The organism is Pseudomonas sp. Con_6, from assembly GCF_059379395.1.
This window is the reverse complement of sequence record NZ_CM182011.1, coordinates 2,569,785-2,592,866: the sequence shown is the minus strand read 5'-3', so window position 1 is coordinate 2,592,866 and position 23,082 is coordinate 2,569,785. Positions and strand designations below refer to the sequence as shown.

General features: G+C 65.0%; 20 protein-coding genes. 12 read left to right on the top strand and 8 right to left on the bottom strand.

Going from position 1 to position 23,082, the window contains the following annotated elements; genetic code table 11:
- Positions 1-39: 39 nt before the first annotated feature.
- Together AC5QPF_RS11590 and AC5QPF_RS11585 are read left to right on the top strand one after the other, a co-directional pair.
- Entirely contained in the window at positions 40-1,329 is a 1,290-nt protein-coding gene (locus tag AC5QPF_RS11590) for a substrate-binding domain-containing protein (protein WP_494963342.1), read from the top strand.
- Positions 1,330-1,481: 152 nt separating this feature from the next.
- Entirely contained in the window at positions 1,482-2,477 is a 996-nt protein-coding gene (locus AC5QPF_RS11585) for a TerC/Alx family metal homeostasis membrane protein (RefSeq protein ID WP_494963341.1), read from the top strand.
- Between the two features lie 106 nt (positions 2,478-2,583).
- On the opposite strand, the gene AC5QPF_RS11580 is transcribed toward AC5QPF_RS11585, so the two are convergent.
- On the bottom strand, positions 2,584-3,813 hold the full coding sequence (locus tag AC5QPF_RS11580) for an acyl-CoA dehydrogenase family protein (protein ID WP_494963340.1): 1,230 nt from the start codon (positions 3,811-3,813) through the stop codon (positions 2,584-2,586).
- Between the two features lie 138 nt (positions 3,814-3,951).
- On the opposite strand from AC5QPF_RS11580, the gene AC5QPF_RS11575 reads away from it, so the two are divergent.
- Positions 3,952-4,878: a LysR substrate-binding domain-containing protein gene (locus AC5QPF_RS11575; RefSeq protein WP_494963339.1), complete on the top strand. Its 927-nt coding sequence runs from the start codon at positions 3,952-3,954 to the stop codon at positions 4,876-4,878.
- A gap of 195 nt (positions 4,879-5,073) precedes the next feature.
- Here AC5QPF_RS11575 and AC5QPF_RS11570 read toward each other — a convergent pair whose 3' ends face one another.
- Both AC5QPF_RS11570 and AC5QPF_RS11565 read right to left on the bottom strand, forming a co-directional pair.
- Positions 5,074-5,730, bottom strand: a complete 657-nt coding sequence (locus AC5QPF_RS11570) for a CoA transferase subunit B (RefSeq protein WP_075803256.1) — start codon at positions 5,728-5,730, stop codon at positions 5,074-5,076.
- Between the two features lie 37 nt (positions 5,731-5,767).
- Complete coding sequence (locus tag AC5QPF_RS11565) at positions 5,768-6,466, bottom strand: 3-oxoacid CoA-transferase subunit A (protein WP_494963338.1); 699 nt, start codon at positions 6,464-6,466, stop codon at positions 5,768-5,770.
- Between the two features lie 132 nt (positions 6,467-6,598).
- Between AC5QPF_RS11565 and AC5QPF_RS11560 the strand changes: the two genes are divergently transcribed.
- Both AC5QPF_RS11560 and AC5QPF_RS11555 read left to right on the top strand, forming a co-directional pair.
- On the top strand, positions 6,599-7,495 hold the full coding sequence (locus tag AC5QPF_RS11560) for a LysR substrate-binding domain-containing protein (RefSeq protein ID WP_494963337.1): 897 nt from the start codon (positions 6,599-6,601) through the stop codon (positions 7,493-7,495).
- A gap of 52 nt (positions 7,496-7,547) precedes the next feature.
- The gene (locus AC5QPF_RS11555) at positions 7,548-8,369 is read left to right on the top strand and encodes an aldo/keto reductase (RefSeq protein WP_494963336.1); all 822 of its coding nucleotides are present in this window, start codon (positions 7,548-7,550) and stop codon (positions 8,367-8,369) included.
- 3 nt (positions 8,370-8,372) lie between these two features.
- On the opposite strand, the gene AC5QPF_RS11550 is transcribed toward AC5QPF_RS11555, so the two are convergent.
- The 4 genes from AC5QPF_RS11550 to lexA are packed head-to-tail and all read right to left on the bottom strand — an operon-like array spanning position 8,373 to position 14,109.
- Entirely contained in the window at positions 8,373-11,471 is a 3,099-nt protein-coding gene (locus AC5QPF_RS11550; protein WP_494963335.1) for an error-prone DNA polymerase, read from the bottom strand.
- Positions 11,447-12,868, bottom strand: coding sequence for a Y-family DNA polymerase (locus tag AC5QPF_RS11545; RefSeq protein ID WP_494963334.1), 1,422 nt, complete (start codon positions 12,866-12,868; stop codon positions 11,447-11,449). The genes AC5QPF_RS11550 and AC5QPF_RS11545 overlap by 25 nt, the downstream gene beginning before the upstream one ends.
- Before the next feature lie 6 nt (positions 12,869-12,874).
- On the bottom strand, positions 12,875-13,492 hold the full coding sequence (gene imuA, locus AC5QPF_RS11540; protein WP_494963333.1) for a translesion DNA synthesis-associated protein ImuA: 618 nt from the start codon (positions 13,490-13,492) through the stop codon (positions 12,875-12,877).
- On the bottom strand, positions 13,492-14,109 hold the full coding sequence (lexA, locus tag AC5QPF_RS11535; RefSeq protein ID WP_494963332.1) for a transcriptional repressor LexA: 618 nt from the start codon (positions 14,107-14,109) through the stop codon (positions 13,492-13,494). The genes imuA and lexA overlap by 1 nt, the downstream gene beginning before the upstream one ends.
- 81 nt (positions 14,110-14,190) lie before the next feature.
- Here lexA and AC5QPF_RS11530 point away from each other — a divergent pair, with 81 nt between their 5' ends.
- The 3 genes from AC5QPF_RS11530 (at position 14,191) to AC5QPF_RS11520 (ending at position 16,359) form a co-directional block, all read left to right on the top strand.
- Positions 14,191-14,841, top strand: a complete 651-nt coding sequence (locus AC5QPF_RS11530; protein ID WP_494963331.1) for an HAD-IA family hydrolase — start codon at positions 14,191-14,193, stop codon at positions 14,839-14,841.
- Positions 14,842-15,038: 197 nt separating this feature from the next.
- Positions 15,039-15,437, top strand: coding sequence for a MerR family DNA-binding protein (locus AC5QPF_RS11525; RefSeq protein WP_494963330.1), 399 nt, complete (start codon positions 15,039-15,041; stop codon positions 15,435-15,437).
- 22 nt (positions 15,438-15,459) lie between these two features.
- Positions 15,460-16,359: a hydroxymethylglutaryl-CoA lyase gene (locus AC5QPF_RS11520; protein ID WP_494963329.1), complete on the top strand. Its 900-nt coding sequence runs from the start codon at positions 15,460-15,462 to the stop codon at positions 16,357-16,359.
- Between the two features lie 557 nt (positions 16,360-16,916).
- Here the strand turns inward: AC5QPF_RS11520 and AC5QPF_RS11515 are convergent.
- Positions 16,917-17,459, bottom strand: a complete 543-nt coding sequence (locus AC5QPF_RS11515; RefSeq protein ID WP_494963328.1) for an MgtC/SapB family protein — start codon at positions 17,457-17,459, stop codon at positions 16,917-16,919.
- A 142-nt stretch (positions 17,460-17,601) separates the two neighbouring features.
- Between AC5QPF_RS11515 and AC5QPF_RS11510 the strand changes: the two genes are divergently transcribed.
- The 4 genes from AC5QPF_RS11510 to AC5QPF_RS11495 all read left to right on the top strand — a co-directional run bounded on the left by AC5QPF_RS11510 (position 17,602) and on the right by AC5QPF_RS11495 (position 23,070).
- The gene (locus AC5QPF_RS11510) at positions 17,602-17,841 is read left to right on the top strand and encodes a DUF3203 family protein (RefSeq protein WP_494963327.1); all 240 of its coding nucleotides are present in this window, start codon (positions 17,602-17,604) and stop codon (positions 17,839-17,841) included.
- Positions 17,842-17,962: 121 nt separating this feature from the next.
- Positions 17,963-19,396: a cytochrome c oxidase accessory protein CcoG gene (gene ccoG, locus AC5QPF_RS11505; RefSeq protein WP_494963326.1), complete on the top strand. Its 1,434-nt coding sequence runs from the start codon at positions 17,963-17,965 to the stop codon at positions 19,394-19,396.
- Positions 19,397-19,525: 129 nt separating this feature from the next.
- Entirely contained in the window at positions 19,526-20,935 is a 1,410-nt protein-coding gene (mapR, locus tag AC5QPF_RS11500) for a GntR family transcriptional regulator MpaR (protein ID WP_494963325.1), read from the top strand.
- Positions 20,936-20,991: 56 nt separating this feature from the next.
- Entirely contained in the window at positions 20,992-23,070 is a 2,079-nt protein-coding gene (locus AC5QPF_RS11495) for a PAS domain-containing protein (protein ID WP_494963324.1), read from the top strand.
- Positions 23,071-23,082 lie beyond the last annotated feature (12 nt).

The following is a 23,082-nucleotide window of genomic DNA, read 5'->3' as shown; positions in this document are numbered from 1 at the left end:
TCTGCCGCCACCTTCGTCCATCGAGAGTGCCCACCGGCAATGATCCGCCTCTGCGCCCTGCTGCTCGCCCTGCTCCCCCCCCTGGCGGTTGCCGATACCCTGCGCATCCAGGGCTCCAACACCATCGGTGCGGCATTGGCCCCGGCGCTGGCGCGCGGCCTGCTGGAAAGCCGAGGCATCCAGGACATCCGCACCGTCCCCGGCGCCCAGGCCAACGAGGTGCGTGTCGAGGGTGGTGACCTGCGCATCGATATCGCCGCCCACGGCAGCAGCACCGGCTTCATTGCCCTGAAGACCGGCAACGCCGACCTCGCCGCCGCCTCGCGCCCCATCAAGGACAGCGAAGCCGCCGACCTGCAGGCCCTCGGCAACCTGACCAGCGCCGAAGCCGAACAGGTCATCGCCCTCGACGGCGTCGCCGTGCTGGTGCACGCGGACAATCCCCTGCCACAACTGACCATCGAGCAACTGGCGCAGGTCTTCTCTGGCCAGGTCACCACCTGGGAACAACTCGGCGTTGGCGGCGGGCCGATCCAGCTGTATGCCCGCGACGACCGCTCCGGCACCTGGGAAACCTTCAAGACCCTGGTGCTCGATCCGCACCAGCAGACCCTGGTCAGCACCGCGAAACGCTTCGAATCCGGCGAGGAACTGGCCGAGGCCGTGCGCCAGGATCGCCACGCCATCGGTTTCAGCAGCCTGAGCACAGTGCACGGCGCCCGCGTGCTCGCGATAGCCGACGGCACTTCGCGGGCCATGCTGCCAAGCCCCGAGCAGATCGCCAGCGAGGACTACCCGCTGTCGCGCCGCCTGTATTTCTACCTGCCACCGTCGCAGTCCAACCCCCTCGCCCGTGCCCTGCTGGACTTCACCCAGGGCCCGCGCGGCCAGGCCATCGTCGCCAGCAACGGCTTCATCGACCAGCGTGTACGCACCATCAACGAAGCCGCGCAGGCGGACATGCCGCCCAACTACCGCCGGCTGTCCGGCGAAGCACAGCGCCTGTCGGTCAACTTCCGCTTCCAGGAAGGCAGTGCCACCCTGGACAACAAGGCCCTGCGCGATGTGCAACGGGTCGCCGAGTACCTGAAGCAGCAGCGCAAGCTCGACCGCAAGGTGGTGCTGGTGGGCTTCGGCGATGCCAAGGACGATGCCCGTCGCGCCGACCTGCTCTCGCGCCTGCGGGCCATGGCGGTACGCCGCGAACTGGTGCGCGAAGGCGTGGTGCTACGCGATGTCATTGGCATGGGCGCCGAACTGCCGGTGGCGGCCAACACCGATACCCAGGGACGGATCCGCAATCGCCGGGTCGAAGCCTGGGTTTACTGAAGGACATTTCCGTAGAGCCTGTAGGATTTTGTAACGCTCTCATCCCATCCCCGGGTCCCGCTCCGACTAGGCTCAACCTTGTGACTGCGGGCCCCTCTGACGGTTATCCAGCCGCCATGTCGGAGTCACTTCTTCGACATCGGGAGGGGCTCATGACAGCTCTGCATGATTTTTTCAGCGGCCAATTCCTCGGCACCAGCAGCCTGCTCTGGCTGGCCTTCATCGTTATCGTCATCGCCCTGCTGGTCTTCGACCTCGGGGTGCTGCACCGCGACCAGCGTGAAATCGAGATGCGCGAGAGCCTGCTGCTGTATGCCGGCTACTTCAGCGTCGGCGTGATGTTCGGGGGTTGGATCTGGTACGAGATGGGCGCGCAAAGTGCCCTGGAGTTCTACACCGGTTTGCTGGTGGAACAGTCGTTGTCGATGGACAACGTCTTCGTCATGGCGATGATCTTCGGCTTCTTCGGCATTCCCCGGCGCTACCAGCACCGCGTGCTGTTCTGGGGGATTCTCGGGGTGGTGGTGCTGCGAGCGATCATGATCGGCGTCGGCAGCGCACTGGTGAAGGAGTTCGACTGGATTCTCTATGTGTTCGGCGCCTTTCTGCTGATCACCGGGGTGAAGATGCTGTTCAGTCGTCAGGATGAGCATCCGGACCTGGCCAACAATCCGTTCATCCGTTTCATCAGAAAGCACGTGCGGGTCACCGAGCACCTGCACGACGCGCACTTCTTCGTGCGCCTGACGCCGCCGGGGCAATCGAAAGCGATCCTCTATGCCACGCCGCTGTTTCTCGCCCTGGTGCTGATCGAACTGGCCGACCTGGTGTTTGCCGTGGACAGCGTGCCAGCGATCTTCTCCATCACCCAGGATCCGTTCATCGTCTATACGTCGAACATCTTCGCGATTCTTGGCCTGCGCGCGTTGTACTTCGCGTTGGCGGCGCTCATGCACCGGTTCGTGTACCTGAAGTACGCGCTGGCGCTGGTGCTGATCTTCATTGGCGGGAAGATCTTCCTGCACGGGTTTATCGGCAAGGTGCCGGCGCTGTTGTCGCTGGGGGTGACGTTCGGGTTGCTGGCGGGTGGAGTGGTGTTGTCGCTGTTCAAGACAAGGGATGAAAAATCACCCCAGAAAGAAAGCTGATCACCGAACCTTGTGGGAGCGGGTTCACCTGCGATTACGGTGGTGAATTCACCGACGCTATCGCGGGTAAACCCGCTCCCGCAAGGTTTGCGGTGTTCTTCAGAACTTAGTGGCTGCTACGCAGCAGCTCCTTCGGCACGTACTTGCCGATCTCGTACTTGCCGATCGCCGCCCGGTGCACTTCGTCCGGGCCGTCCGCCAGGCGCAGGGTGCGCTGCATCGCGTACATGTAGGCCAGCGGGAAATCCCCAGACACCCCGGCCCCGCCATGGATCTGGATGGCCCGGTCGATCACCTTCAGCGCCACGTTCGGCGCCACCACCTTGATCTGCGCAATCTCGCTGCGCGCCACCTTGTTGCCAACAGTGTCCATCATATAAGCCGCTTTCAGGGTCAGCAGGCGGGCCATGTCGATCTCCATCCGCGAGTCGGCGATCTTGTCGACGTTGCCACCCAGCCGCGCCAGCGGACGGCCGAACGCAGTCCGTTCAACCGAGCGCTTGCACATCAGTTCCAGGGCCCGCTCGGCCATGCCGATGGAGCGCATGCAGTGGTGGATACGGCCCGGGCCGAGGCGGCCTTGAGCGATCTCGAAGCCGCGACCTTCACCCAGCAGCACGTTTTCGTAAGGCACCCGCACGTTCTCGAACAGCACTTCGGCATGGCCGTGAGGCGCGTCGTCGTAGCCGAACACCGGCAACGGCCGGACGATCTTCACCCCCGGCGCATCGGTGGGCACGAGGATCATCGAGTGCTGCTGGTGGCGCGGGTTGTCCGGGTTGCTCAGCCCCATGAAGATCATCACCTTGCAGCGCGGATCGCAGGCACCGGAGGTCCACCACTTGCGGCCGTTGATCACCCATTCGTCACCGTCGCGCACGGCGCGGGCGGCCATGTTGGTGGCGTCCGATGAAGCCACATCCGGCTCGGTCATGGCGAAGGCGGAACGGATGTCGCCGCGCAGCAGCGGTTCCAGCCACTGGCGCTTGTGCTCTTCACTGCCGTAGCGCACCAGCACTTCCATGTTGCCGGTGTCCGGCGCCGAGCAGTTGAAGGGCTCGGGGCCCAGCAGCGAGCGGCCCATGATTTCCGCCAGCGGCGCGTATTCCAGGTTGGTCAGGCCGGCGCCCAGCTCGGACTCGGGCAGGAACAGATTCCACAGGCCCTCGGCCTTGGCCTTGTTCTTCAGTTCTTCCATGATCGCCGTCGGCTGCCAGCGATCGCCCTCCGCGACCTGTTGCTCGAACACAGGCTCCGCGGGATAGACATAGGCGTCCATGAACGCGGTGACACGTTCGCGCAGGGCCTGGACCTTGGGTGAGTAGGCGAAATCCATGAGCAGTACCTTCTTCGTGAAAGGGATCTGGAATGGATGCTAGATCACCGATCAAAATCCACCTAGTCTATTTTCGGCGTGTATAAACATTCATAACCGATATATGATCGGCCGATAACACCAACAAGAGCGGCGCCCATGAACCTGAACAAGGTCGACCTGAATCTGTTCATCGTCTTCGACGCGATCTACACCGAAGCCAACCTGACCCGTGCCGGTCAGATCGTCGGCATCACCCAGCCGGCGGTGTCCAACGCCCTGGCGCGCTTGCGCGAGACCTTCAACGACCCGCTGTTCGTGCGCACCGCCCAGGGCATGGTGCCGACGCCCATGGCGCAGAACATCATCGGTCCGGTGCGCAACGCCCTGTCGTTGCTGCGAGTGTCGGTGCAGGAAAGCCGCATCTTCAACCCCCTGCAGGCGAACAAGACCTTCCGCATCAGCATGACCGATCTCACCGAGGCCGTGGTCCTGCCACCGCTGTTCCAGCGCCTGCGCCGCCTGGCGCCGGCGGTGGTGATCGAGAGTTTCCTGTGCAAGCGCCGCGAGACCACCAAGGAACTGGCCGCCGGGCGCCTGGACTTCGCCGTCGACGCGCCGCTCAACACCGACCCGCAGGTGCGCCACGTCAAGCTGATGCAGGACCAATACGTCTGCGCCATGCGCCAGGGACACCCGATGGCGAAGGACAAGATCAGCCTCGACGATTACATGGGCCTGACCCACATCCATATCTCCAGCCGCCGCAATGGTCTGGGTTATGTCGACCTGGCGCTGGGCAAGATGGGCCTGCAGCGGCGCATCGCCCTGCGTTCGCAGCATTATTTGATGGCGTCGCAGGTGCTGCAGCAGACCGACATGGTGATGACCGTGCCGGAACGCTTCGCCCGCCGCCATCAGCTCAACTACGCGAGCCTTCCGGTGAACGACGTGCCGCCGCTGGAAACCCATCTGTACTGGCACGAAAGCACCGACCAGGACCCGGCGAATCGCTGGATGCGCGAGCAGATCATCGAGTTGTGCCAGACGGTGGTGGCGCAGGATGAGCGGGAGGCGAAGCAGTAAAGACAATGGCGGAGCCAGGGAATGCGTGGTTCCCTGGCTCCGCCATTGTGTTGTTACCCATGTTGACCTCGAGGGCCTCATCGCTGGCAACGCCAGCTCCCACAGGGTCGGCGTCGTACACAGGCCCACCGGTCGACACACGACCTTGCGGGAGCTGGCGTTGCCAGCGATGAGGCCCTAAAGGCCATCACTCGATCAGAAGGTCATTTCCTTCACATCATCGGCCACGATCAGCTTGCCCGCGGTCTTCTCGATGATTTCCTCGACACTCACCCCCGGCGCGGTCTCCTTGAGGATGAAGGCGCCGTTCTCGATCTCCAGGTAGGCCAGGTCGGTCAGCACCTTGCGGATGCAGCCGGCGCCGGTCAGCGGCAGGCTGCAACGCGGCAGCAGCTTGGACTCGCCGTCCTTGGAGGCGTGGGTCATGGTGACGATGATGTTCTCCGCCCCCGCCACCAGGTCCATCGCCCCGCCCATGCCCTTGACCAGCTTGCCAGGGATCATCCACGAGGCAATGTTGCCTTCCACGTCCACCTCGAAGGCCCCGAGCACGGTGAGGTCGACATGGCCGCCGCGGATCATCGCGAACGACTCGGCGGAGTTGAAGATCGACGCGCCACGACGGGCGGTCACGGTCTGCTTGCCGGCGTTGATCATGTCGGCGTCGAGCTGGCTTTCGGTGGGGAATTCGCCCATGCCGAGCAGGCCGTTTTCCGATTGCAGCATCACGTCCATATCCGCCGGGACGTAGTTGGCCACCAGGGTCGGGATGCCGATGCCGAGGTTGACGTAGTAGCCGTCCTTGAGTTCGCGGGCGACGCGCTGGGCCATTTGTTCGCGGGTAAGTGCCATGGTCAGGATCTCTTCGTTGTTCTTGTGCGGGGACGGGTCAGGCTTTGACGGTGCGCTTTTCGATGCGCTTCTCGAAGGTGCCGACGATGACCCGGTCGACATAGATGCCTGGGGTGTGGATCTCGGTCGGCAGCAGCACGCCCGGCTCGACGATTTCCTCGACCTCGACCACGGTGATCTTGCCGGCGGTGGCGGCCAGCGGGTTGAAGTTCTGCGCGGTGTTGCGGTACACCACGTTGCCGTAGTGGTCGGCCTTCCAGCCCTTGACGATGGCGAAGTCGCCGGTGATGGCTTCTTCGAGGATGTAGTGGCGGCCATTGAACTCGCGCACTTCCTTGCCTTCGGCGACCGGGGTGCCGTAGCCGGTGGCGGTGTAGAAGGCCGGGATCCCGGCGCCGCCGGCGCGCATCTTCTCGGCCAGGGTACCTTGCGGGGTCAGCTCCACTTCCAGCTCGCCACTGAGCAACTGGCGTTCGAATTCGGCGTTCTCACCGACGTAGGAGGCGACCATCTTGCGGATCTGGCGGTCTTCCAGCAGCACGCCCAGACCGAAGCCGTCGACGCCACAGTTGTTGGAGACTACGGTCAGGCCGCTGACGCCGCGGCGCTTGATTTCGGCGATGAGGTTCTCGGGGATGCCACACAGGCCGAAACCGCCGGCCAATACCGTCATGTTGTCAGTCAGGCCTTCGAGGGCCTGTTCGTAGGTTGCAACGCGCTTGTCCAGTCCGGCCATGTGATCCGCCTTGTTGTCGTTGTAAGAACCCGACAGGCTGTCGGGAAGCGTCTGAGGCGCATCTTCACCCGGAGCGACTTATTTGTTAATTTTGTTTTTCTCATCGATTGATTTGTATTTCAAAACAATTCCATGAACCTCAAGCAACTGCGGGCCTTCGTCGCCGTCGCCACCTACCAGAGCTTCGCCCAGGCCGGCGAACACCTGCACCTGTCGCAGCCGGCGCTGAGCCTGACCATCAAGAGCCTTGAAGAGCACCTCGGTGGCGCCCTTCTGGCCCGCACCACCCGCAGCGTCAGCCTGACCCCGGAGGGCGAGGTGCTGCTGCCCCTGGCTCGGCAACTGCTGGCGGACTGGGAAAACACCGAGGAACTGCTGCGCCAACGCTTCACCCTGCAACTGGGCCGGGTGTCCATCGCCGCCATGCCGGCCTTCGCCGGCAACCTGCTGCCGCCGGTGCTCAAGCTGTTTCGCGAGCGCTATCCGCGGGTCAATGTGACGGTGCATGACGTGATCAACGAACAGGTGCTGGAACTGGTCCGGCACCGGCGGGTCGAGTTGGGTATCGGTTTCGAACCGGAGGCTGGTGACCCGCTGGTGTTCAAGCCCTTGTACCTGGATCGTTTCGTGGCCGTGGTGCCGAAGAACTCACCGTTGGCCGGACAGGCACGGGTCAGTTGGAAAGAATTGCTGCGCGAGGATTTCATCGCCTTGCAACGACCATCGGCGGTACGCCTGCTGCTGGAACGGCATGTGGCGGCGGACCACGGCAAGCTGGCGGTGGCGTTCGAAAGCCATCAGTTGTCTACCATTGGCCGGATGGTGGCCAATGGGCTGGGGGTCAGTGCCGTGCCAGCGCTGTGCATCGGCCAGATGAGGGAATTGGGGGCGCAGTGCGTGTCGCTGGTGGAGCCGATGGTGGAGCGCAGGATCGGGGTGACGATGCTGGCGGATCACAAGCTGTCGGCGGCGGCGCAGGCGGTGCTGGATGTATTGATAGCCGAAGTGACGGCCCCGGCATTGAGCTGAAACCCGCTTCCACAGAGCGCTCATATGACTGAAAGACTGAGGAGCTTCATCGATGAGAAAGACAACACTGGGTAACCACCAGGTCCCCGTCATCGGCCAGGGCACCTGGTACATGGGCGAAGACCCGGGCCTGCACCGCCGCGAGGTCGCCGCCCTGCAGCAAGGCATCGACCTCGGCCTGACACTGATCGACACCGCCGAAATGTACGCCGAAGGCGGTGCCGAGGAAGTGGTCGGCGAAGCCCTGGCGGGCCGCCGCGATCAGGTCTTCCTGGTGAGCAAGGTCTACCCGCACAACGCCAGCCGCAAGGGCGCCATCGCCGCCTGCGAGCGCAGCCTCGCCCGCCTGGCCACCGACCATATCGACCTCTATCTGCTGCACTGGCGCGGCCAGTACCCGCTGGAAGAAACCGTCGAAGCCTTCGAGCGCCTGCGCGAGGCCGGCAAGATCGGCCGCTGGGGCGTGTCCAACTTCGACACCGACGATATGCGCGAGCTGGACAACCCGGCCTGCGCCAGCAACCAGGTGCTGTACAATCCGGAACAGCGCGGCATCGAGTTCGACCTGCTGCCCTGGTGCCGCGACAACGGCATACCGGTCATGGCCTACTGCCCGCTTGCCCAGGCCGGGCGCCTGTTGCGCAATCCGGCATTGGCTCGGATCGCCGAGCGTCACGGCGTCACCCCGGCCCAGGTCAGCCTGGCCTGGGTAACCCGCGAGGATGGGGTGATCGCCATTCCCAAGGCGGTGGAGCCGCGCCATGTGCAGCTCAATGCCGCAGCGGGCCAGTTGAAGCTGACCAACGAAGACCTGCGCGAACTGGACCAGGCCTTCCCTGCCCCAACGCGCAAGCAGCGTCTGGCGATGGTCTGAGCCTCAGTGGAAATCCCGGCTGCGCACCTCCAGCCCGCTCAATAGCGGGCTGAGATCCTCAAGACGACGGGCGATCAGATGGCGCACGCCGTCGGCGAATTCCAGCTTGCCCCGCACCTGCATCAGCTTCGCACCCACCAGCACCCGCCGCTGGCGCTCGGCCAGATCGCGCCAGACCACCACGTTGAGCATGCCGAACTCGTCCTCCAGGGTGACGAAGGTCACGCCGCTGGCGGTCTGCGGTCGTTGCCGGCCGACCACCAGCCCGGCCACGCTGATGCTGTCGCCGTGCTCGACATCGTCCAGCGCCCGCGAACTGCGGCAACCCAGGCCGGTGAGACGGCGGCGCAACAGGCTCAGCGGATGCGGGCCGAGGGTGGTGCCGACGCTGTCGTAGTCGGCAAACAGGTCTTCGCCAACACTGGGTGCCGGCAGTTGCACCGGTAATTCCGGGGTCGGTTCGACGGCGGCGAACAGCGGCAGTTGCGCCTGTACCGCCGCCACTTCCCAGCGCGCCTGATAACGGTGCCCGGCCATCGCCGCCAGGGCGCCGGCATCGGCCAGCAGATCGCGGGCTCTGGCGTCCAGCTCGGCGCGCAGGCACAGGTCGCCGACATCGCGAAACCCCTGCGCCTCGCGGACCCGGGCCAGGCGTTCGGCATCTTCCTGGCGGAAACCACGAATCTGCCGCAGCCCGATACGCAGGGCCAGCGCGCCGCCCTCTCCCGGCTCCAACGTGCAATCCCAATGGCTGTGATGCGCATCCACCGGACGGATCTCGATGCGGTGCCGGCGCGCATCCTGAAGGATCTGGTCCGGGCTGTAAAAACCCATGGGCCAGCTGTTGATCAGGGCGCAGGCGAAGATCGCCGGCTCATGGCACTTGAGCCAGCAACTGGCGTAGGTCAAAAGGGCGAAGCTGGCGGCGTGGGACTCGGGGAAACCGTAGCTGCCGAAGCCCTTGATCTGTTCGAAAATGCGTTCGGCGAACTCCAGGTCGTAGCCATTGCGCAGCATGCCCTCGGTCAGGCGGATGCGGTGCGGTTCCAGACCGCCATGGCGTTTCCAGGCGGCCATGGAACGACGCAACTCATCGGCCTCGCCAGGGGTGAAGTCCGCCGCGACGATGGCCAGGGACATGACCTGCTCCTGGAAAAGCGGGACGCCAAGGGTTCTTTCGAAGACCGCCTCAAGGGCCTTTGACGGATAGACCACGGGTTCTTCCTTGTTCCGCCGTCGCAGATACGGATGCACCATATCCCCCTGGATCGGCCCCGGCCGCACGATTGCCACCTGGATCACCAGGTCGTAGAACTTCTGCGGCCTGAGCCGCGGCAGCATGGCCATCTGCGCCCGCGACTCGATCTGGAACACGCCGATGGTGTCGGCGCGGCTGATCATGTCGTAGGTCGGTCGGTCATCGGCGGGAATCCCGGCGATGGTCAGTTGCCGCCCGCGATGCCGCTGGTAGAGATCGAAGCAGCGACGCAGGCAACTGAGCATGCCCAGCGCCAGCACATCCACCTTGAGCAGGCCGACGGCATCGAGGTCATCCTTGTCCCACTGGATCACCGTGCGCTCTTCCATGGCGGCGTTTTCCACCGGTACCAGGGTGTCCAGCGGCTGCTCGCTGATGACGAAGCCGCCGGGGTGCTGCGACAGGTGCCGGGGGAAGCCCATCAGGTCGCCGGTCAGGGTCAGGACCCGGTGCAGCAGCGGGCTGTCCGGATCGAAGCCGGCCTCGACCAGACGCTCCGCCGAGGGCACGCGATCGCTCCAGCGCCCGCAACAGTCGGACAAGGCGCCCAGCTGGTCCGGCGGCAGGCCCAACACCCGGCCGATATCACGCACCGCGCCGGAGGCATGGTAGGTGCTGACCACTGCGGTCAGCGCCGCGCGATGGCGACCGTAGCGGTTGAACACGTATTGCAGGACTTCCTCGCGGCGGTCGTGCTCGAAGTCCACGTCGATATCCGGCGGCTCATTGCGCTCGCGGGACAGGAAGCGCTCGAACAGCAGGTCGGTCTTGCTCGGGTCCAGCTCGGTGATGCCGAGGACGAAGCACACCACCGAATTGGCCGCCGAACCGCGACCCTGGCAGAGAATGCCCTGCTCGCGGGCGAAGCGGACGATGTCGTGGACGGTGAGGAAATAGGACTCGTACTTGAGTTCGATGATCAGGGCCAGTTCGCGGTCCAGGACGATACGGTTCTTCTGGCTGATGCCCTCGGGCCAGCGCTCGGGAATCCGCCGCTCGCACAGGTCCCGCAGCCAGCTCGCGGGGCTGTGGTCTGGCGGCACGACTTCATGGGGGTACTGGTACTTGAGGTCGTCCTTGAGATTGAAGCGACAACGGGCGGCGATCCGCGTGCTTTCCTCCAGCAGGGCCGGCGGGTACAGCGCCGCCAGTTGTGCCACGGCACGCAGGTGGCGCTCACCGTTGGCGAACAGGCGATGCCCGGCCTCGGCGACGGTGGTGTGATGGCGGATGGCGGTCATGCAGTCCTGCAGGGCACGCCGGCCGCGGCTGTGCATGTGCACGTCGCCGCAGGCCACCGGGGTGATCTCCAGTTCCCGGGCCAGGGCCAGCAGGTCATGCAGGCGCTGGCGGTCGTCATGGCCGTGGTGCAGGTGCACCGCCAGCCACAGGCGTTCGCCGAAGATGTCCCGGAGCCAGCGACCCGGCGCGGGATCGTGTGGCTGGTCCGGCACCCAGAGCGCCAGCAGGCCGTCCATGGGGTGTTCGAAGTCTTCCCGCACTACCTGGTAACTGCCCTTTTCCGCCCGGCGCCGGGCGCGGGTAACCAGGGCGCACAGGTGCTGGTAGCCGGTGAGGTCTTCCACCAGCAGCACCAGCTTCGGCCCCTCGTCCACGCGCATTTCGCTGCCGACGATCAGGGGGACTTCGGTCTTCAGCGACGCCTGCCAGGCACGGACGATACCGGCCAGCGTGCATTCGTCGGTGATCGCCAGGGCCTGGTAGCCCTGCTGTTTCGCCCGGGCGAAGAGTTCCAGAGCACTGGAGGCACCGCGCTGGAAACTGAAGTTGGACAGGCAGTGCAGCTCGGCATAACCGCTCATGCGAACCAGCCCTGCAGCCACAGCGGGCTGTCGCGCTCGTCGCCGAACTGGCGATAGGCCCAGCCGCGCTGACCGGCCTCGGTCTCGACCAGATAATAGTCACGGCGCACATCGCCGCCGTCCCACCAGCCGGACTCGATGCGCTCCGGCCCGGCCAGCAGGCGCAGCCCGCTCAACGGCAAGGCCCGGGGTTGCTCCAGCAACCAGCCGGGACGCGGCGCCGTACAGGTGCCGGCATTCGCCACGGGCAGACCGGTGCCGCGCCAGGCGCATTCCGGACGGTGATCGGCGACCACGCCTACACTGCGCACGGCCTCGTCGCCAAGCCGCGCCCGCAGGCGCTCGCGCAATTGCTCCCAGTTCTGCTGTTGCTGGGCCCGCGCCGAGAACAGCTCGCCGGCCTGGGGCACGAAGGCCGGCAGTTCCTCGGCGACCAGCCGCAGATTTCGCACCGGGGCGCGCAGGGTCAGCTGTTCGAGACGCCCACGGGCCAGTTCCAGCAGGCGTCCGGCCTCGCGCTCGGCAGCCAGCAGGCCGACCTGCAGCAGGGTATCGGTGCCTTCGGCGTGTTCGAGAAACAGGCTGAAGCGCTGCACCCCGGCATCGCGCCCGGCGAGAAAGGCGGCCAGGTCCTCGATCATCCGCCGCAGCGGGAACAGCAGGGCCTGGCTGGATTCCACGTCGAAGTTCAACTCCAGCCGCGACTCGAAGCGGTCCGGCGGCAGATAACAGTCCAGGGCCATGGCGCGCAGGCCGAGCAGGCGGTCCAGGTGCAACTGCACCTCGGCGGCGAAACGCCGGGCCAGGGTGTGCCGCGGCAGTTGCAATACCTGGTCGAGCTGGCGCAGCCCCATGCGGGAGAAGGCCGTGGCGGCATCCACCGGCAGGCCAAGGCGGTCGATGGGCATGGCGGCCAGGGCCGCGCGGGTCGTTTCGGGAGCGCTGACGGCCAGGCCGTCATGGGCGTTGGCCAGCATGCGCGCCGCCACCGGGTTGCTGGCCAGGACAATGCGATGGCGAAAACCCAGGGCGCGCAACTCCTCGCGCAGGCGCGCCTCGAAACGCGGCCAGGGCCCAAACAGGCCAAGACTGGATTCGACCTCCAGCAACAAGGCCCGTGGGTAATGCAGGCTGACCTGGGAACTGAAGCGATAGGCCCAGGCGGCGAGCAATTGCTGCTGGCGCTCGGTAGCGGCGGGATCGTGTTCGACCGTGGCGAAACCCTGGGCCAGGGCCTGGGCGCTGGTCAGACTCAGGCCGGCACGCAGGCCAAGGGCGCTGGCGGCCGGGTTGACCGCCTGCAACACCCGGCGATTGGCCGGACCGCTGAGCAGCACCAACGGCTGGTCGGCGTCGTCACGCCCGCGCAGGACGCTGTCGAGCGCCAGTTGCGGCAACAGGATACAGGCCCAGAGCATGGCACTTCACCCCGCGAGTCCGGCAGCGATCGGCCGGTTCGGTGCCAGGCCGCCACGGCACTTGAGCACCCGCCACTGGGCCGGGCGGGTGTCGATGGCGATGCGCAGCGCGGCCGGCGACGGATTGAGCGCGGCGGCCTGATCGCGGCAGGCAAAGGCCAGGGCCTGACCGGTTTCCGCCGCCACCTGCAGACGCCGCAGTGCGCGATCGTCGGCTCGCTGCGGCCAGCACAGCACCGCAGCGCAACTGCCGGAACGCAGGCATTGCTCGGCAGCCCACAGGCTCTGGCCGGCGTCGGCTTCGACCACCATCAGCCCGCGCAGGTCGACCCCGGCTGCCTGCCAGGCGGGCGGGTACGGGATGAACGGCGGCGCCACCAGCACCACCCGCTCACCCGCCTGGCTCAGGCGCGCCAGGCTCGGCCAGAGCAGTTGCAGCTCACCACCACCTTCAGCGGACACGAGCAGTTCGCTAAGCGCCGCCGGCGGCCAGCCACCGCCCGGCAGCACCGCGTCCAGTGCGGCATGCCCGGTGGGTTGCAGGCCATGGTTCTCGACCAGCGGCCGCCCCTTCCAGACCCGGCGGGTGTCGAGCAGCCCGTCGAGGCTGACCACCGCGCCCATCAGTCACGCCTCACCAGGCCGCAGAACACCCCTTCGATGACGAAGTCGCGGTCCGGGCCGACGATGATCGGCGCATAGGCCGGGTTGCGCGGCAGCAGGCGGTAGTGACCATCGCTACGCTCGAAACGCTTGATGGTCACCTCGCCATCGAGGCGGGCGACGACGATCTGCCCGTCGCGAGCCTCGGCCTGCTGGCGGATGCCGACCAGATCACCGTCGAGGATGCCGTCGTCGATCATCGAGTCGCCGCGGACCTTGAGCAGGTAGCTGGGGGTACGGCTGAACAGGTGCGCATCCAGCATGAGCTGCTCGTGGATATCCACGTCCGGGCCGATCGGCCGGCCCGCGGCGACCTGGCCGAGCACCGGGATCTCCAGTACCTCGGGACGACGCAACGGCCCGGCCAGGCGAATGCTGCGCGCCTGATTCGGCGTGACTTCGATGAAGCCGGCCTCGCACAGGGCCTGGATGTGCTTGCGCGCCACGCTGCGCGAGGCGAAGCCGAAGGCCTGGGCGATATCGGCGAGGCTCGGCGGCCGCCCTTCTCCCGTGATGCGATCGCGGATGAAGGTGAGGATGGCGCTGCGTTTGGGAGAGAGTCTGGTCATGGGGTACATTTGTACTCTTTTCGTATCCCGCTGACCAGCCCCGCTGATCGACGGGTATGATAGCCAGCTACCGATCCAAGGAAGCGAACCATGCTCGACGCCCTGCTCTTCGACCTCGACGGCACCCTCGCCGATACCGACAAGCTGCACCTGCTGGCCATGCAGCAACTGCTGCACGAAGACGGCCGCACCCTGACCGAGGCGGAATTCGAGGCGCATATCAGCGGACGGGCCAATGCCGACCTGTGCCGTTACCTGTTCCCCGATCAGCCGCTGAGCGAGCACCTGGCCTTCGCCGATCGCAAGGAAGCGCGGTTCCGTGCCCTGTCGCCGACCTTGCAACCGACGCCCGGGCTGGTTCGCCTGCTGGAGTACGCGCAAGGCAACGGCATCGGCATGGCGGTGGTGACCAACGCGCCGCGGGCCAATGCCGTGCACATGCTGGCGGCGCTGGGGCTGGAGGGACGCTTCGAGCATGTGCTGGTGGCCGAGGAACTGGAGAAGGCCAAGCCGGATCCGCTGCCCTACCTGACCGGGTTGCAGCGCCTCGGTGCGCAGGCCGGTAACGCCCTGGCCTTCGAGGATTCGGTGTTGGGGGTGAAGGCGGCCAGTGGCGCGGGGATCTTTACCGTGGGGTTAAGCACCAGCCAGTCCGTGGAGGCGTTGATGGCGGCGGGGGCAAGCCTGGTGGTGGCGGATTTCGAGGACCCGCGGTTGTGGGACATCATCAAAAGCCTCTAGAAAGAGCGACGCGGACCTTGTGGGAGCGGGTTCACCCGCGATGGCGTCGGTGAATTCACTACCGCAATCGCGGGTGAACCCGCTCCCACAAGGTCCGCGTCGACCATTCGACTGTTTTCTGCACGCTGCTCAATCACCTTGACGTAAACGTCAACCTGGCTTTAGGTTAACCCTCATTGCCTCCAAGAGCCCCATCCATGAGTACCCAGACCTACAGCATCTCCGACCTCTCCCGCGAGCTGGACATCACCACCCGGGCCATCCGCTTCTACGAGGAACAAGGCCTGCTCAGCCCCGAGCGCCGTGGTCTGGAACGCATCTATTCGGCCCGCGACAAGGTCAGCCTGAAGCTGATCCTGCGCGGCAAGCGCATCGGTTTCTCCCTCGCCGAATGCCGCGAACTGATCGAGCTGTACGATCCGTCCAGCGGCAACACCAAACAGCTCAACAGCATGCTGGCGAAGATCGCCGAGCGCCGCGCCCAGCTGGAACAGCAACTGCTCGACATCCAGCAGATGCAACTGGAACTGGATACCGCCGAAGAACGCTGCATGCAGGCCCTCACCGCCACCCTGAACAAGAACAACGGCCACTGAGCCCCACCAGGAACCCCACGCCATGCCATTGCCCGCCAAAGTACGTCTGGTCGAAGTCGGCCCCCGCGACGGTCTGCAGAACGAAGCCAACCCCATCAGCGTCGCCGACAAGGTGCGCCTGGTCGATGACCTCACTGACGCCGGCCTGTCTTACATCGAAGTCGGCAGTTTCGTCTCGCCGAAGTGGGTGCCGCAGATGGCCGGTTCCGCCGACGTCTTCGCCGGCATCCGGCAGAAGGCCGGGGTGACCTACGCCGCCCTCGCCCCCAACCTGCGCGGCTTCGAGGACGCCCTGGGCGCCGGGGTCAAGGAAGTCGCGGTGTTCGCCGCCGCCTCCGAAGCCTTCTCCCAGCGCAATATCAACTGCTCCATCACCGAGAGCCTGCAACGCTTCGTGCCGATCATGGACGCCGCACGCCAGCACGGGGTGCGTGTGCGGGGCTATGTGTCCTGCGTGCTTGGTTGCCCCTACGAGGGCAATGTGGACGCGGCCCAGGTCGCTGCGGTAGCCCGCGAACTGTATGAAATGGGCTGCTATGAAGTGTCCCTCGGTGACACCATCGGCACCGGCACGCCCGGCGCTACCCGCCACCTGTTCAACGTGGTCGGTGCCCAGGTACCGCGCCCGCAACTGGCCGGGCACTTCCACGACACCTATGGCCAGGCCCTGGCCAACGTCTACGCCAGCCTGCTGGAAGGCATCAACGTGTTCGACAGCTCGGTCGCCGGCCTGGGCGGTTGCCCCTATGCCAAGGGCGCCAGCGGCAACGTCGCCAGCGAAGACGTGCTGTACATGCTCCAGGGCCTGGGCATCGACACCGGCATCGACCTGGACAAGCTGATTGCCGCCGGCCAGCGCATCAGTTCGGTGCTCGGCCGCGCGACCGGCTCCCGTGTGGCCCGCGCCCGTAACGCCTGCTGAATGCTCGCGGTAACACCCCCACACGGATACAAAGTGTTACCGCCTTCACACTTCCCAGGGAAAATCCGGGTAACACGGAAACAAATCAGCGGATTTTCCCGGCCCGGATTTTCTACGAACCCTGCCAAACCCCCGGTTTCATTGGGTTTTGAAAAGTTGGCACGGCACCTGCTATATCTCTGGCACAACAAGAATAAAAAATGCGGCAAACCCAATAAAAACAAGACGTACCGGATCTGACATAACAAAAACAATACGGCAGAGACGAAGCTAACTGATTTTTTTGAAGTGGATGGCTTTTCGGGGGCGTGCCCCGCAACCAGGCAGAGAACAATAAAACTACCTCAAGGTAGCGCCCGTCAGGTTGGATCAGATTGATGAAGGTCGATCAGCGCTCAAAAAAATACGTTTGCTCTTGATCCCGGATGGGGATCGCACAAAACAGCACCAAGAGGCAACGGTTGCCAAAAACAACAATAGACCGCCCTCCAATAACAAAAAAAGAGCACGCAACAATCTTTGAGGGGAGCTTCGGCTCCCCTCAGTGCATTCCGGTCCTAGATTTCCCCGCCTTTGTCTCCGCCCTTCGCGTCCCTCTCCTGCTTGTGCTCCTTGTCCTCGAACAGGTCCACGACCCAAGGCATCACCGAAAACACCGCCAGCGCCAGAACAGTGCTCAACAGCGCGGTCGCCTCGCGCCCCATGCCCGCAGCCACGCCGATGGCGGCGGTCATCCACAGGCCAGCGGCGGTGGTCAGGCCCTTGACGTGGCTGGCAACCATGTCGTGGCCCTTGAGGATGGTTCCCGCGCCAAGAAAACCGATACCGGCGACGATCCCCTGCACCACCCGGCTCAACGCCGCATCGTCGGCCCCGGCCATGCGTGGCACCAGGACGAACAGCGCCGCGCCGATAGCCACCAGCATATGGGTGCGCACCCCGGCTGCCTTGCCCTTCATCTCCCGTTCGAAGCCCAGTACCGCGCCCAGCAGCGCGGCCATCAGCAGACGCACCGAAACCTGAGTTACTTGCTTGGCATCGGTGATATCGGCGAATTCCGCCATCAGCGTCACCCACGCTTCATGCCACCAGGCGTCCATGGTTGTCATCCGTCAGGAAAGTCAAACCATGGACAACGAGCGACTCGGCAAAGTGCAACGCGACCGCTGATCGGTTGCCGGCGGTAACCCGCCCCGCGCCATGGTCACAAGCGGTAAGCCCCCTTATCACGAGGACACCGCCATGCCTATCCAGATCGACGAACAGACCCGCCGCTGCACCCTGATCGGAGACGACCTGAACATTGAAGGGGCCGCCGAGGAAGTACAGGTGCTGACCGATGAACACCTGCGCATGTCGGTCGCCGAACTGGCCGGCAAGCGCGTGCCGATCACCGAGACCGAGGCCGACGCACTCACCGTGGCCGGTGCGGTGGATGGTCGCAGGCATCTGAAGAGCAGCGCGCCAGGCTCGATAATCTAAGGCCTGGAGCGATTCACCCGGCAATCTGATACGGTTTTTACAGAAATACCTGAACCTGTTATGCAAACAGATGGGTCGCCATAGTGATCAGGCCTGATCGAGGCCTGATGAGCGACGAACCATGAGCGAACACATCCCCGTCCAGATCATTGAAGTGGTCGAGCCCTCCCAGAACAAAAAGGCCGCCAGCAGCGGCCATAAGAGGGCAGCCAGCAGTGACGGACACATCTACACCCGCAGTTTCACCGGTCTGTACCGCAACCTGCGCCTGGGTGGCGCAGGTTTTCTCTTCCTGCTGTTCTTCGCCACCGCCTGGCTGGACTGGGACGGCCGCCAGGCCGTGCTCTGGGACCTGGCGGAAAGCAAGTTCCACATCTTCGGCGCGACCTTCTGGCCGCAGGACTTCATCCTCCTTTCCGCCCTGCTGATCATCTGCGCCTTCGGCCTGTTCGCCATCACCGTCTTCGCCGGGCGGGTGTGGTGTGGCTACACCTGCCCGCAGAGCACCTGGACCTGGCTGTTCATGTGGTGCGAGAAGGTCACCGAGGGCGACCGCAACCAGCGCATGAAGCTAGCCAAGGCGCCGTGGGGGCCGAACAAGCTGGCCCGACGCGCCTTCAAGCACACTCTGTGGCTGGCCATCAGCATCCTCACCGGCCTGACCTTCGTCGGTTACTTCACCCCGATCCGCCCTCTGGCCGAGGAACTGTTCACCCTGCAGGCCGGCGGCGTCAGTCTGTTCTGGATCCTGTTCTTCACCGGCGCCACTTACATCAACGCCGGCTGGATGCGCGAAGCGGTGTGCATGCACATGTGCCCTTACGCCCGCTTCCAGAGCGTGATGTTCGACAAAGACACCCTGGCCGTGGCCTACGACCCGCGCCGCGGCGAGTCCCGCGGGCCGCGCAAAAAGGAAGCCGACCCTCGCGCCCAGGGCCTGGGAGACTGCATCGACTGCCACATGTGCGTGCAGGTCTGCCCCACCGGCATCGACATCCGCGACGGCCTGCAGATGGAATGCATCGGCTGCGCCGCCTGCATCGACGCCTGCGACAGCATCATGGACAAGATGAACTACCCCCGCGGCCTGATCGGCTACAAGTCCGAGCACACCCTGCAGGGCGGCAAGACCCACTGGCTGCGCCCGCGCCTGCTCGGTTACGTGACCGTGCTGGTGGCGATGATCGGTGCTCTGGTGATCGCCCTGCATGAGCGGCCGATGGTGTCCATGGACGTGATCAAGGACCGTGGCCTGTTCCGCGAGAACGCCCAGGGCCAGATCGAGAACATCTACATCCTCAAGGTCATCAACAAGACCCAGCAGACCCAGGAATACCAGTTGCGCCTGCTCAATGCCGAGGGCTTCGAACTGCACGGCAAGACCCGCTTCAGCATCCCGGCCGGGGAAATGGCCGAGTTGCCGGTGTCGGTGGCGATGCTCGCCGAGCGTCCCGAAAGCAGTTCCCTGGAGCTGGACTTCGAGTTGATCGACAGCGACGAGCCGGATATCCGCAGCGTCGCCCGCAGCCGATTCGTCGCGCCGCTGAACCGTTAACCGCAGCTGCAAGCTACAAGTTTCAAGCGACAAGAAAGAGCACTCCGCGCTGCGGGCTTGTTTCTCTTGCAGCTTGAGGCTTGAAGCTTGAAGCTCTCCCGCGTGCACTTCGAAACAGCCAGAATGACAATGAAACGCTACGAGAAATTCGCCGACGACATCGCCGAGCTTATCTACACCGGGGTCCTCGGCCCCGGACAGCGTGTGCCGTCGGTGCGCTACGCCAGCCAGACCTACGGGGTCAGCCCATCCACGGTGTTCCAGGCCTATTACCTGCTGGAGCGCCGCGGGCTGATCCGCGCACGACCGCGCTCGGGATACTTCGTCAATACCCACGCACCGCGGCCGTTCAGCGAGCCGCAGATCGGCGAGCCGGCTGGCGAATCCACACAAGTGGATGTCAGCGAGCTGGTGTTTTCCATCCTCGAATCGATCAAGGACCCGCACACCGTCCCCTTCGGTTCGGCCTTTCCCAGCCCGACGCTGTTTCCCCTGCAACGCCTGGCCCGTTCCCTGGCCAGCGCGACTCGCGACATGGACCCGCGCATGGTGGTCACCGACCTGTCGCCGGGCAACCCGCAACTGCGCCGGCAGATCGCCCTGCGCTACATGGTCGGCGGGCTGATGCTGCCGATGGAGGAACTGCTGATCACCAACGGCGCCCTTGAGGCGCTGAACCTGTGCCTGCAGGCGGTGACCGAACCGGGCGATCTGGTGGCGATCGAGGCGCCGGCCTTCTACGCCTGCCTGCAGGTGCTGGAACGTCTGAAGCTCAAGGCAGTGGAAATCCCCGTGCACCCGCGCGATGGCATCGATCTCGGGGTTCTGGCACAGACCCTGGAACGGCATCCGGTCAAGGCGGTGTGGTGCATGACCAACTTCCAGAATCCGGTGGGCGCGAGCATGCCGGAGGACAAGAAGCAGGCGCTGGTGGAGTTGCTGCGCCAGCACCAGGTGCCCTTGATCGAGGACGACGTCTACGCCGAGCTGTACTACGCCCAGCAAGCGCCGAAACCGGCCAAGGCCTTCGACAGCGAGGGCCTGGTGATGCATTGCGGCTCGTTCGCCAAGAGCCTGGCCCCGGGCTACCGCATCGGCTGGGTCGCCGCCGGGCGCTTCGCGAAGAAGATCGAGCGACTGAAACTGATGACCTCGCTATGCGCCTCGATGCCGGCCCAGGCGGCCATCGCCGACTACCTCCAGCACGGCGGCTACGACCGCCATCTGCGCCGTCTGCGCTACGCCCTGGAAGAACAGAAGAACGCCATGCTCGCGGCCATCGGCCGGCATTTCCCTGCCTCGGTGCGGGTCAGCCATCCCTCCGGCGGCTACTTCCTGTGGCTGGAACTGCCGGAGGGCATGGATTCGCTGAAACTGTTCCAGATGGCCCTGGCCCAAGGCATCAGCATCGCGCCTGGGCCGATCTTCTCGCCGACCCGACGCTTCCGTAACTGCATCCGCCTGAACTACGGCACTCCGTGGAACGAGCAATCGGAAAAAGCCATGGAAACCTTGGGACGGATCGTGCGTTCGTTCTAGCCGCCAGCCGGGCGTCAGTCTAAAGTGGCGAAATTGGTTTGTGTCCGGATCTTTCCATGCCCTCCAGCGAACTCGATTCATTGCGCCTGCAGTTGGACGAACTGCAGCAACGCAATGCCGTCCTCGAACACCAGTTGCTGCAGCAGCGTCCGCTGGACGAGGACACCTACCGCTTTCTGTTCGACACCATGGACGAAGGCTTCTGCATCATCGAGTTCTTCGACGGCCCCCATGGCCCGCTGAGCGACTACATCCACGTGGTGGCCAACGCCGCCTATGCACGGCATGCCGGAATTCCCGATGTGGTCGGACAGAAGCTGCGGGAAATGGTGCCCGACGAGGCCGACGAATGGATCGCCCGCTACGGCGCGGTACTGCGCACCGGCGAACCGCTGCACTTCGAGCAGGAACTGGTCGCCACCGGCCGGGTGCTGTCGATCACCACCTTCCGTGTCGAACCGGCCGAGCGCCGTCAGGTGGCCGTGCTGTTCAAGGACGTCACCGAGCGTCATCGCGCCGAAGACGCCCTGCAAAAGCTCAACGAACAACTGGAACAGCGCGTCCTCGACGTGGTGGCCGAGCGCCAGCTGTTCGCCATGCTGGTGGACAGCAGCGTGGCCTGCGTGCAGGTGGTGGACCGCGACCTGCGCTGGCAGGCAATCAACCAGCAATCGCTGAAAGACTTCCACTACCTCTACGACCACGTGCCACGCATCGGCGACAGCGTTGCCGACACCTTGCGCGGTAACCCGCAAGACTGCGCGCGCGGGCTGGCCCTGTGGCAGCGTGCCCTCACCGGCGAAGTCTTCACCGAGAATGCCGAGTTCGGCAACGCTGATCGCCGGCGGCACTACGAACTGCGTTTCAACGCCCTGCATGACGGCAACGGCGAACTGCGCGGTGCCTATCTGTTCGCCTACGACATCAGCATGCGAATGGAGGAACAACAGCGCCTGCTGCGTGCCGAGGAAGCCCTGCGCCAGGCGCAGAAGATGGAAGCCGTGGGCCAGCTCACCGGTGGCATCGCCCACGACTTCAACAACCTGCTCGGCGGCATTCTCGGTGCCCATGAACTGATGCAGCAGCGCCTGCAACAACAACGCCACGATGACCTCGGACCCTTGCTGGATGCTGCCAACGGATCGGCCCAACGCGCCGCCTCGCTGGTGCACCGGCTGCTGGCGTTCTCCCGCCAGCAGACCCTGCAACCCCAGGCAACCCATGTGGACAGCCTGATCCGCGACATGCAGGAGCTGATCTGCCGCAGCGTCGGCCCGTCCATCGAAGTGCGCAGCCATTTCGTCAGCGACCTGTGGCCGACCTTCATCGACCCGCCACAGCTGGAGAGCGCCCTGCTCAACCTGTGCATCAATGCCCGGGATGCGCTGCCCAAAGGCGGGATGATCGATATCCACAGCGAAAACATCGTCCTCAACCACGACGGCGGGCGACCGCTGGACCTGGCGGCTGGCGACTACCTGCGCCTGAGTGTCGAGGACAATGGCGTGGGCATGACCGCCGATGTCGCGGCACGGGCCATCGATCCGTTCTTCACCACCAAGCCGCTGGGCCAGGGCACCGGGCTCGGCCTGTCGATGGCCTACGGCTTCGTGCGTCAGTCTGGCGGACAACTACGCATCGTCAGCACGCCGGGCCACGGCACGCGGATCGAGCTGTATCTGCCGCGGCACCACCAGCCTCAGGCACCGGTACAGCCCCGCCCAGAGGCCTTGCCGGCCATTCTCCATGGCCAGAGTGTACGGATAGTGCTGGTGGAGGACCAGGCCACTCTGCGCATGGTGATTGCCGAGGTGCTGGAGGAGTCAGGGCACCGGGTCGAGCGCTACGAAAGCGCGGTCGCCGCCCTGCCGGCCTTGCAGAACGGGCCGGCGCCGGACGTGCTGATCAGCGACATCGGCCTGCCGGGCGGTTTGAATGGCCGGCAACTGGCGGAGGCGGTACGCCAGGTACACCCACGGCTGCCGGTGCTGTTCATCACCGGTTACGACGAAAGCGCGGCGCTGAGCGACGGGCTCCTGGCGCCGGGAATGAGCGTGCTGACCAAGCCGTTCGGGCTGGAGGCGCTGGTGTCGCAGGTGGAGCAGATGCTTGCCGGTCCACACGACACGCTGTGAGCTGGCTTGCCT

What these genes read in the sequence shown, in the direction of transcription:
- lexA (WP_494963332.1), bottom strand. Translation starts at nt 14,109, where the DNA reads ATGTACCCCATGACCAGACTCTCTCCCAAACGCAGCGCCATCCTCACC.
- imuA (WP_494963333.1), bottom strand. Translation starts at nt 13,492, where the DNA reads ATGGGCGCGGTGGTCAGCCTCGACGGGCTGCTCGACACCCGCCGGGTC.
- AC5QPF_RS11545 (WP_494963334.1), bottom strand. Translation starts at nt 12,868, where the DNA reads ATGCTCTGGGCCTGTATCCTGTTGCCGCAACTGGCGCTCGACAGCGTC.
- mapR (WP_494963325.1), top strand. Translation starts at nt 19,526, where the DNA reads ATGAAACGCTACGAGAAATTCGCCGACGACATCGCCGAGCTTATCTAC.
- AC5QPF_RS11555 (WP_494963336.1), top strand. Translation starts at nt 7,548, where the DNA reads ATGAGAAAGACAACACTGGGTAACCACCAGGTCCCCGTCATCGGCCAG.
- AC5QPF_RS11520 (WP_494963329.1), top strand. Translation starts at nt 15,460, where the DNA reads ATGCCATTGCCCGCCAAAGTACGTCTGGTCGAAGTCGGCCCCCGCGAC.
- AC5QPF_RS11525 (WP_494963330.1), top strand. Translation starts at nt 15,039, where the DNA reads ATGAGTACCCAGACCTACAGCATCTCCGACCTCTCCCGCGAGCTGGAC.
- AC5QPF_RS11530 (WP_494963331.1), top strand. Translation starts at nt 14,191, where the DNA reads ATGCTCGACGCCCTGCTCTTCGACCTCGACGGCACCCTCGCCGATACC.
- AC5QPF_RS11570 (WP_075803256.1), bottom strand. Translation starts at nt 5,730, where the DNA reads ATGGCACTTACCCGCGAACAAATGGCCCAGCGCGTCGCCCGCGAACTC.
- AC5QPF_RS11590 (WP_494963342.1), top strand. Translation starts at nt 40, where the DNA reads ATGATCCGCCTCTGCGCCCTGCTGCTCGCCCTGCTCCCCCCCCTGGCG.
- AC5QPF_RS11560 (WP_494963337.1), top strand. Translation starts at nt 6,599, where the DNA reads ATGAACCTCAAGCAACTGCGGGCCTTCGTCGCCGTCGCCACCTACCAG.
- AC5QPF_RS11565 (WP_494963338.1), bottom strand. Translation starts at nt 6,466, where the DNA reads ATGGCCGGACTGGACAAGCGCGTTGCAACCTACGAACAGGCCCTCGAA.
- AC5QPF_RS11575 (WP_494963339.1), top strand. Translation starts at nt 3,952, where the DNA reads ATGAACCTGAACAAGGTCGACCTGAATCTGTTCATCGTCTTCGACGCG.
- AC5QPF_RS11495 (WP_494963324.1), top strand. Translation starts at nt 20,992, where the DNA reads ATGCCCTCCAGCGAACTCGATTCATTGCGCCTGCAGTTGGACGAACTG.
- AC5QPF_RS11585 (WP_494963341.1), top strand. Translation starts at nt 1,482, where the DNA reads ATGACAGCTCTGCATGATTTTTTCAGCGGCCAATTCCTCGGCACCAGC.
- AC5QPF_RS11515 (WP_494963328.1), bottom strand. Translation starts at nt 17,459, where the DNA reads ATGGACGCCTGGTGGCATGAAGCGTGGGTGACGCTGATGGCGGAATTC.
- AC5QPF_RS11580 (WP_494963340.1), bottom strand. Translation starts at nt 3,813, where the DNA reads ATGGATTTCGCCTACTCACCCAAGGTCCAGGCCCTGCGCGAACGTGTC.
- ccoG (WP_494963326.1), top strand. Translation starts at nt 17,963, where the DNA reads ATGAGCGAACACATCCCCGTCCAGATCATTGAAGTGGTCGAGCCCTCC.
- AC5QPF_RS11510 (WP_494963327.1), top strand. Translation starts at nt 17,602, where the DNA reads ATGCCTATCCAGATCGACGAACAGACCCGCCGCTGCACCCTGATCGGA.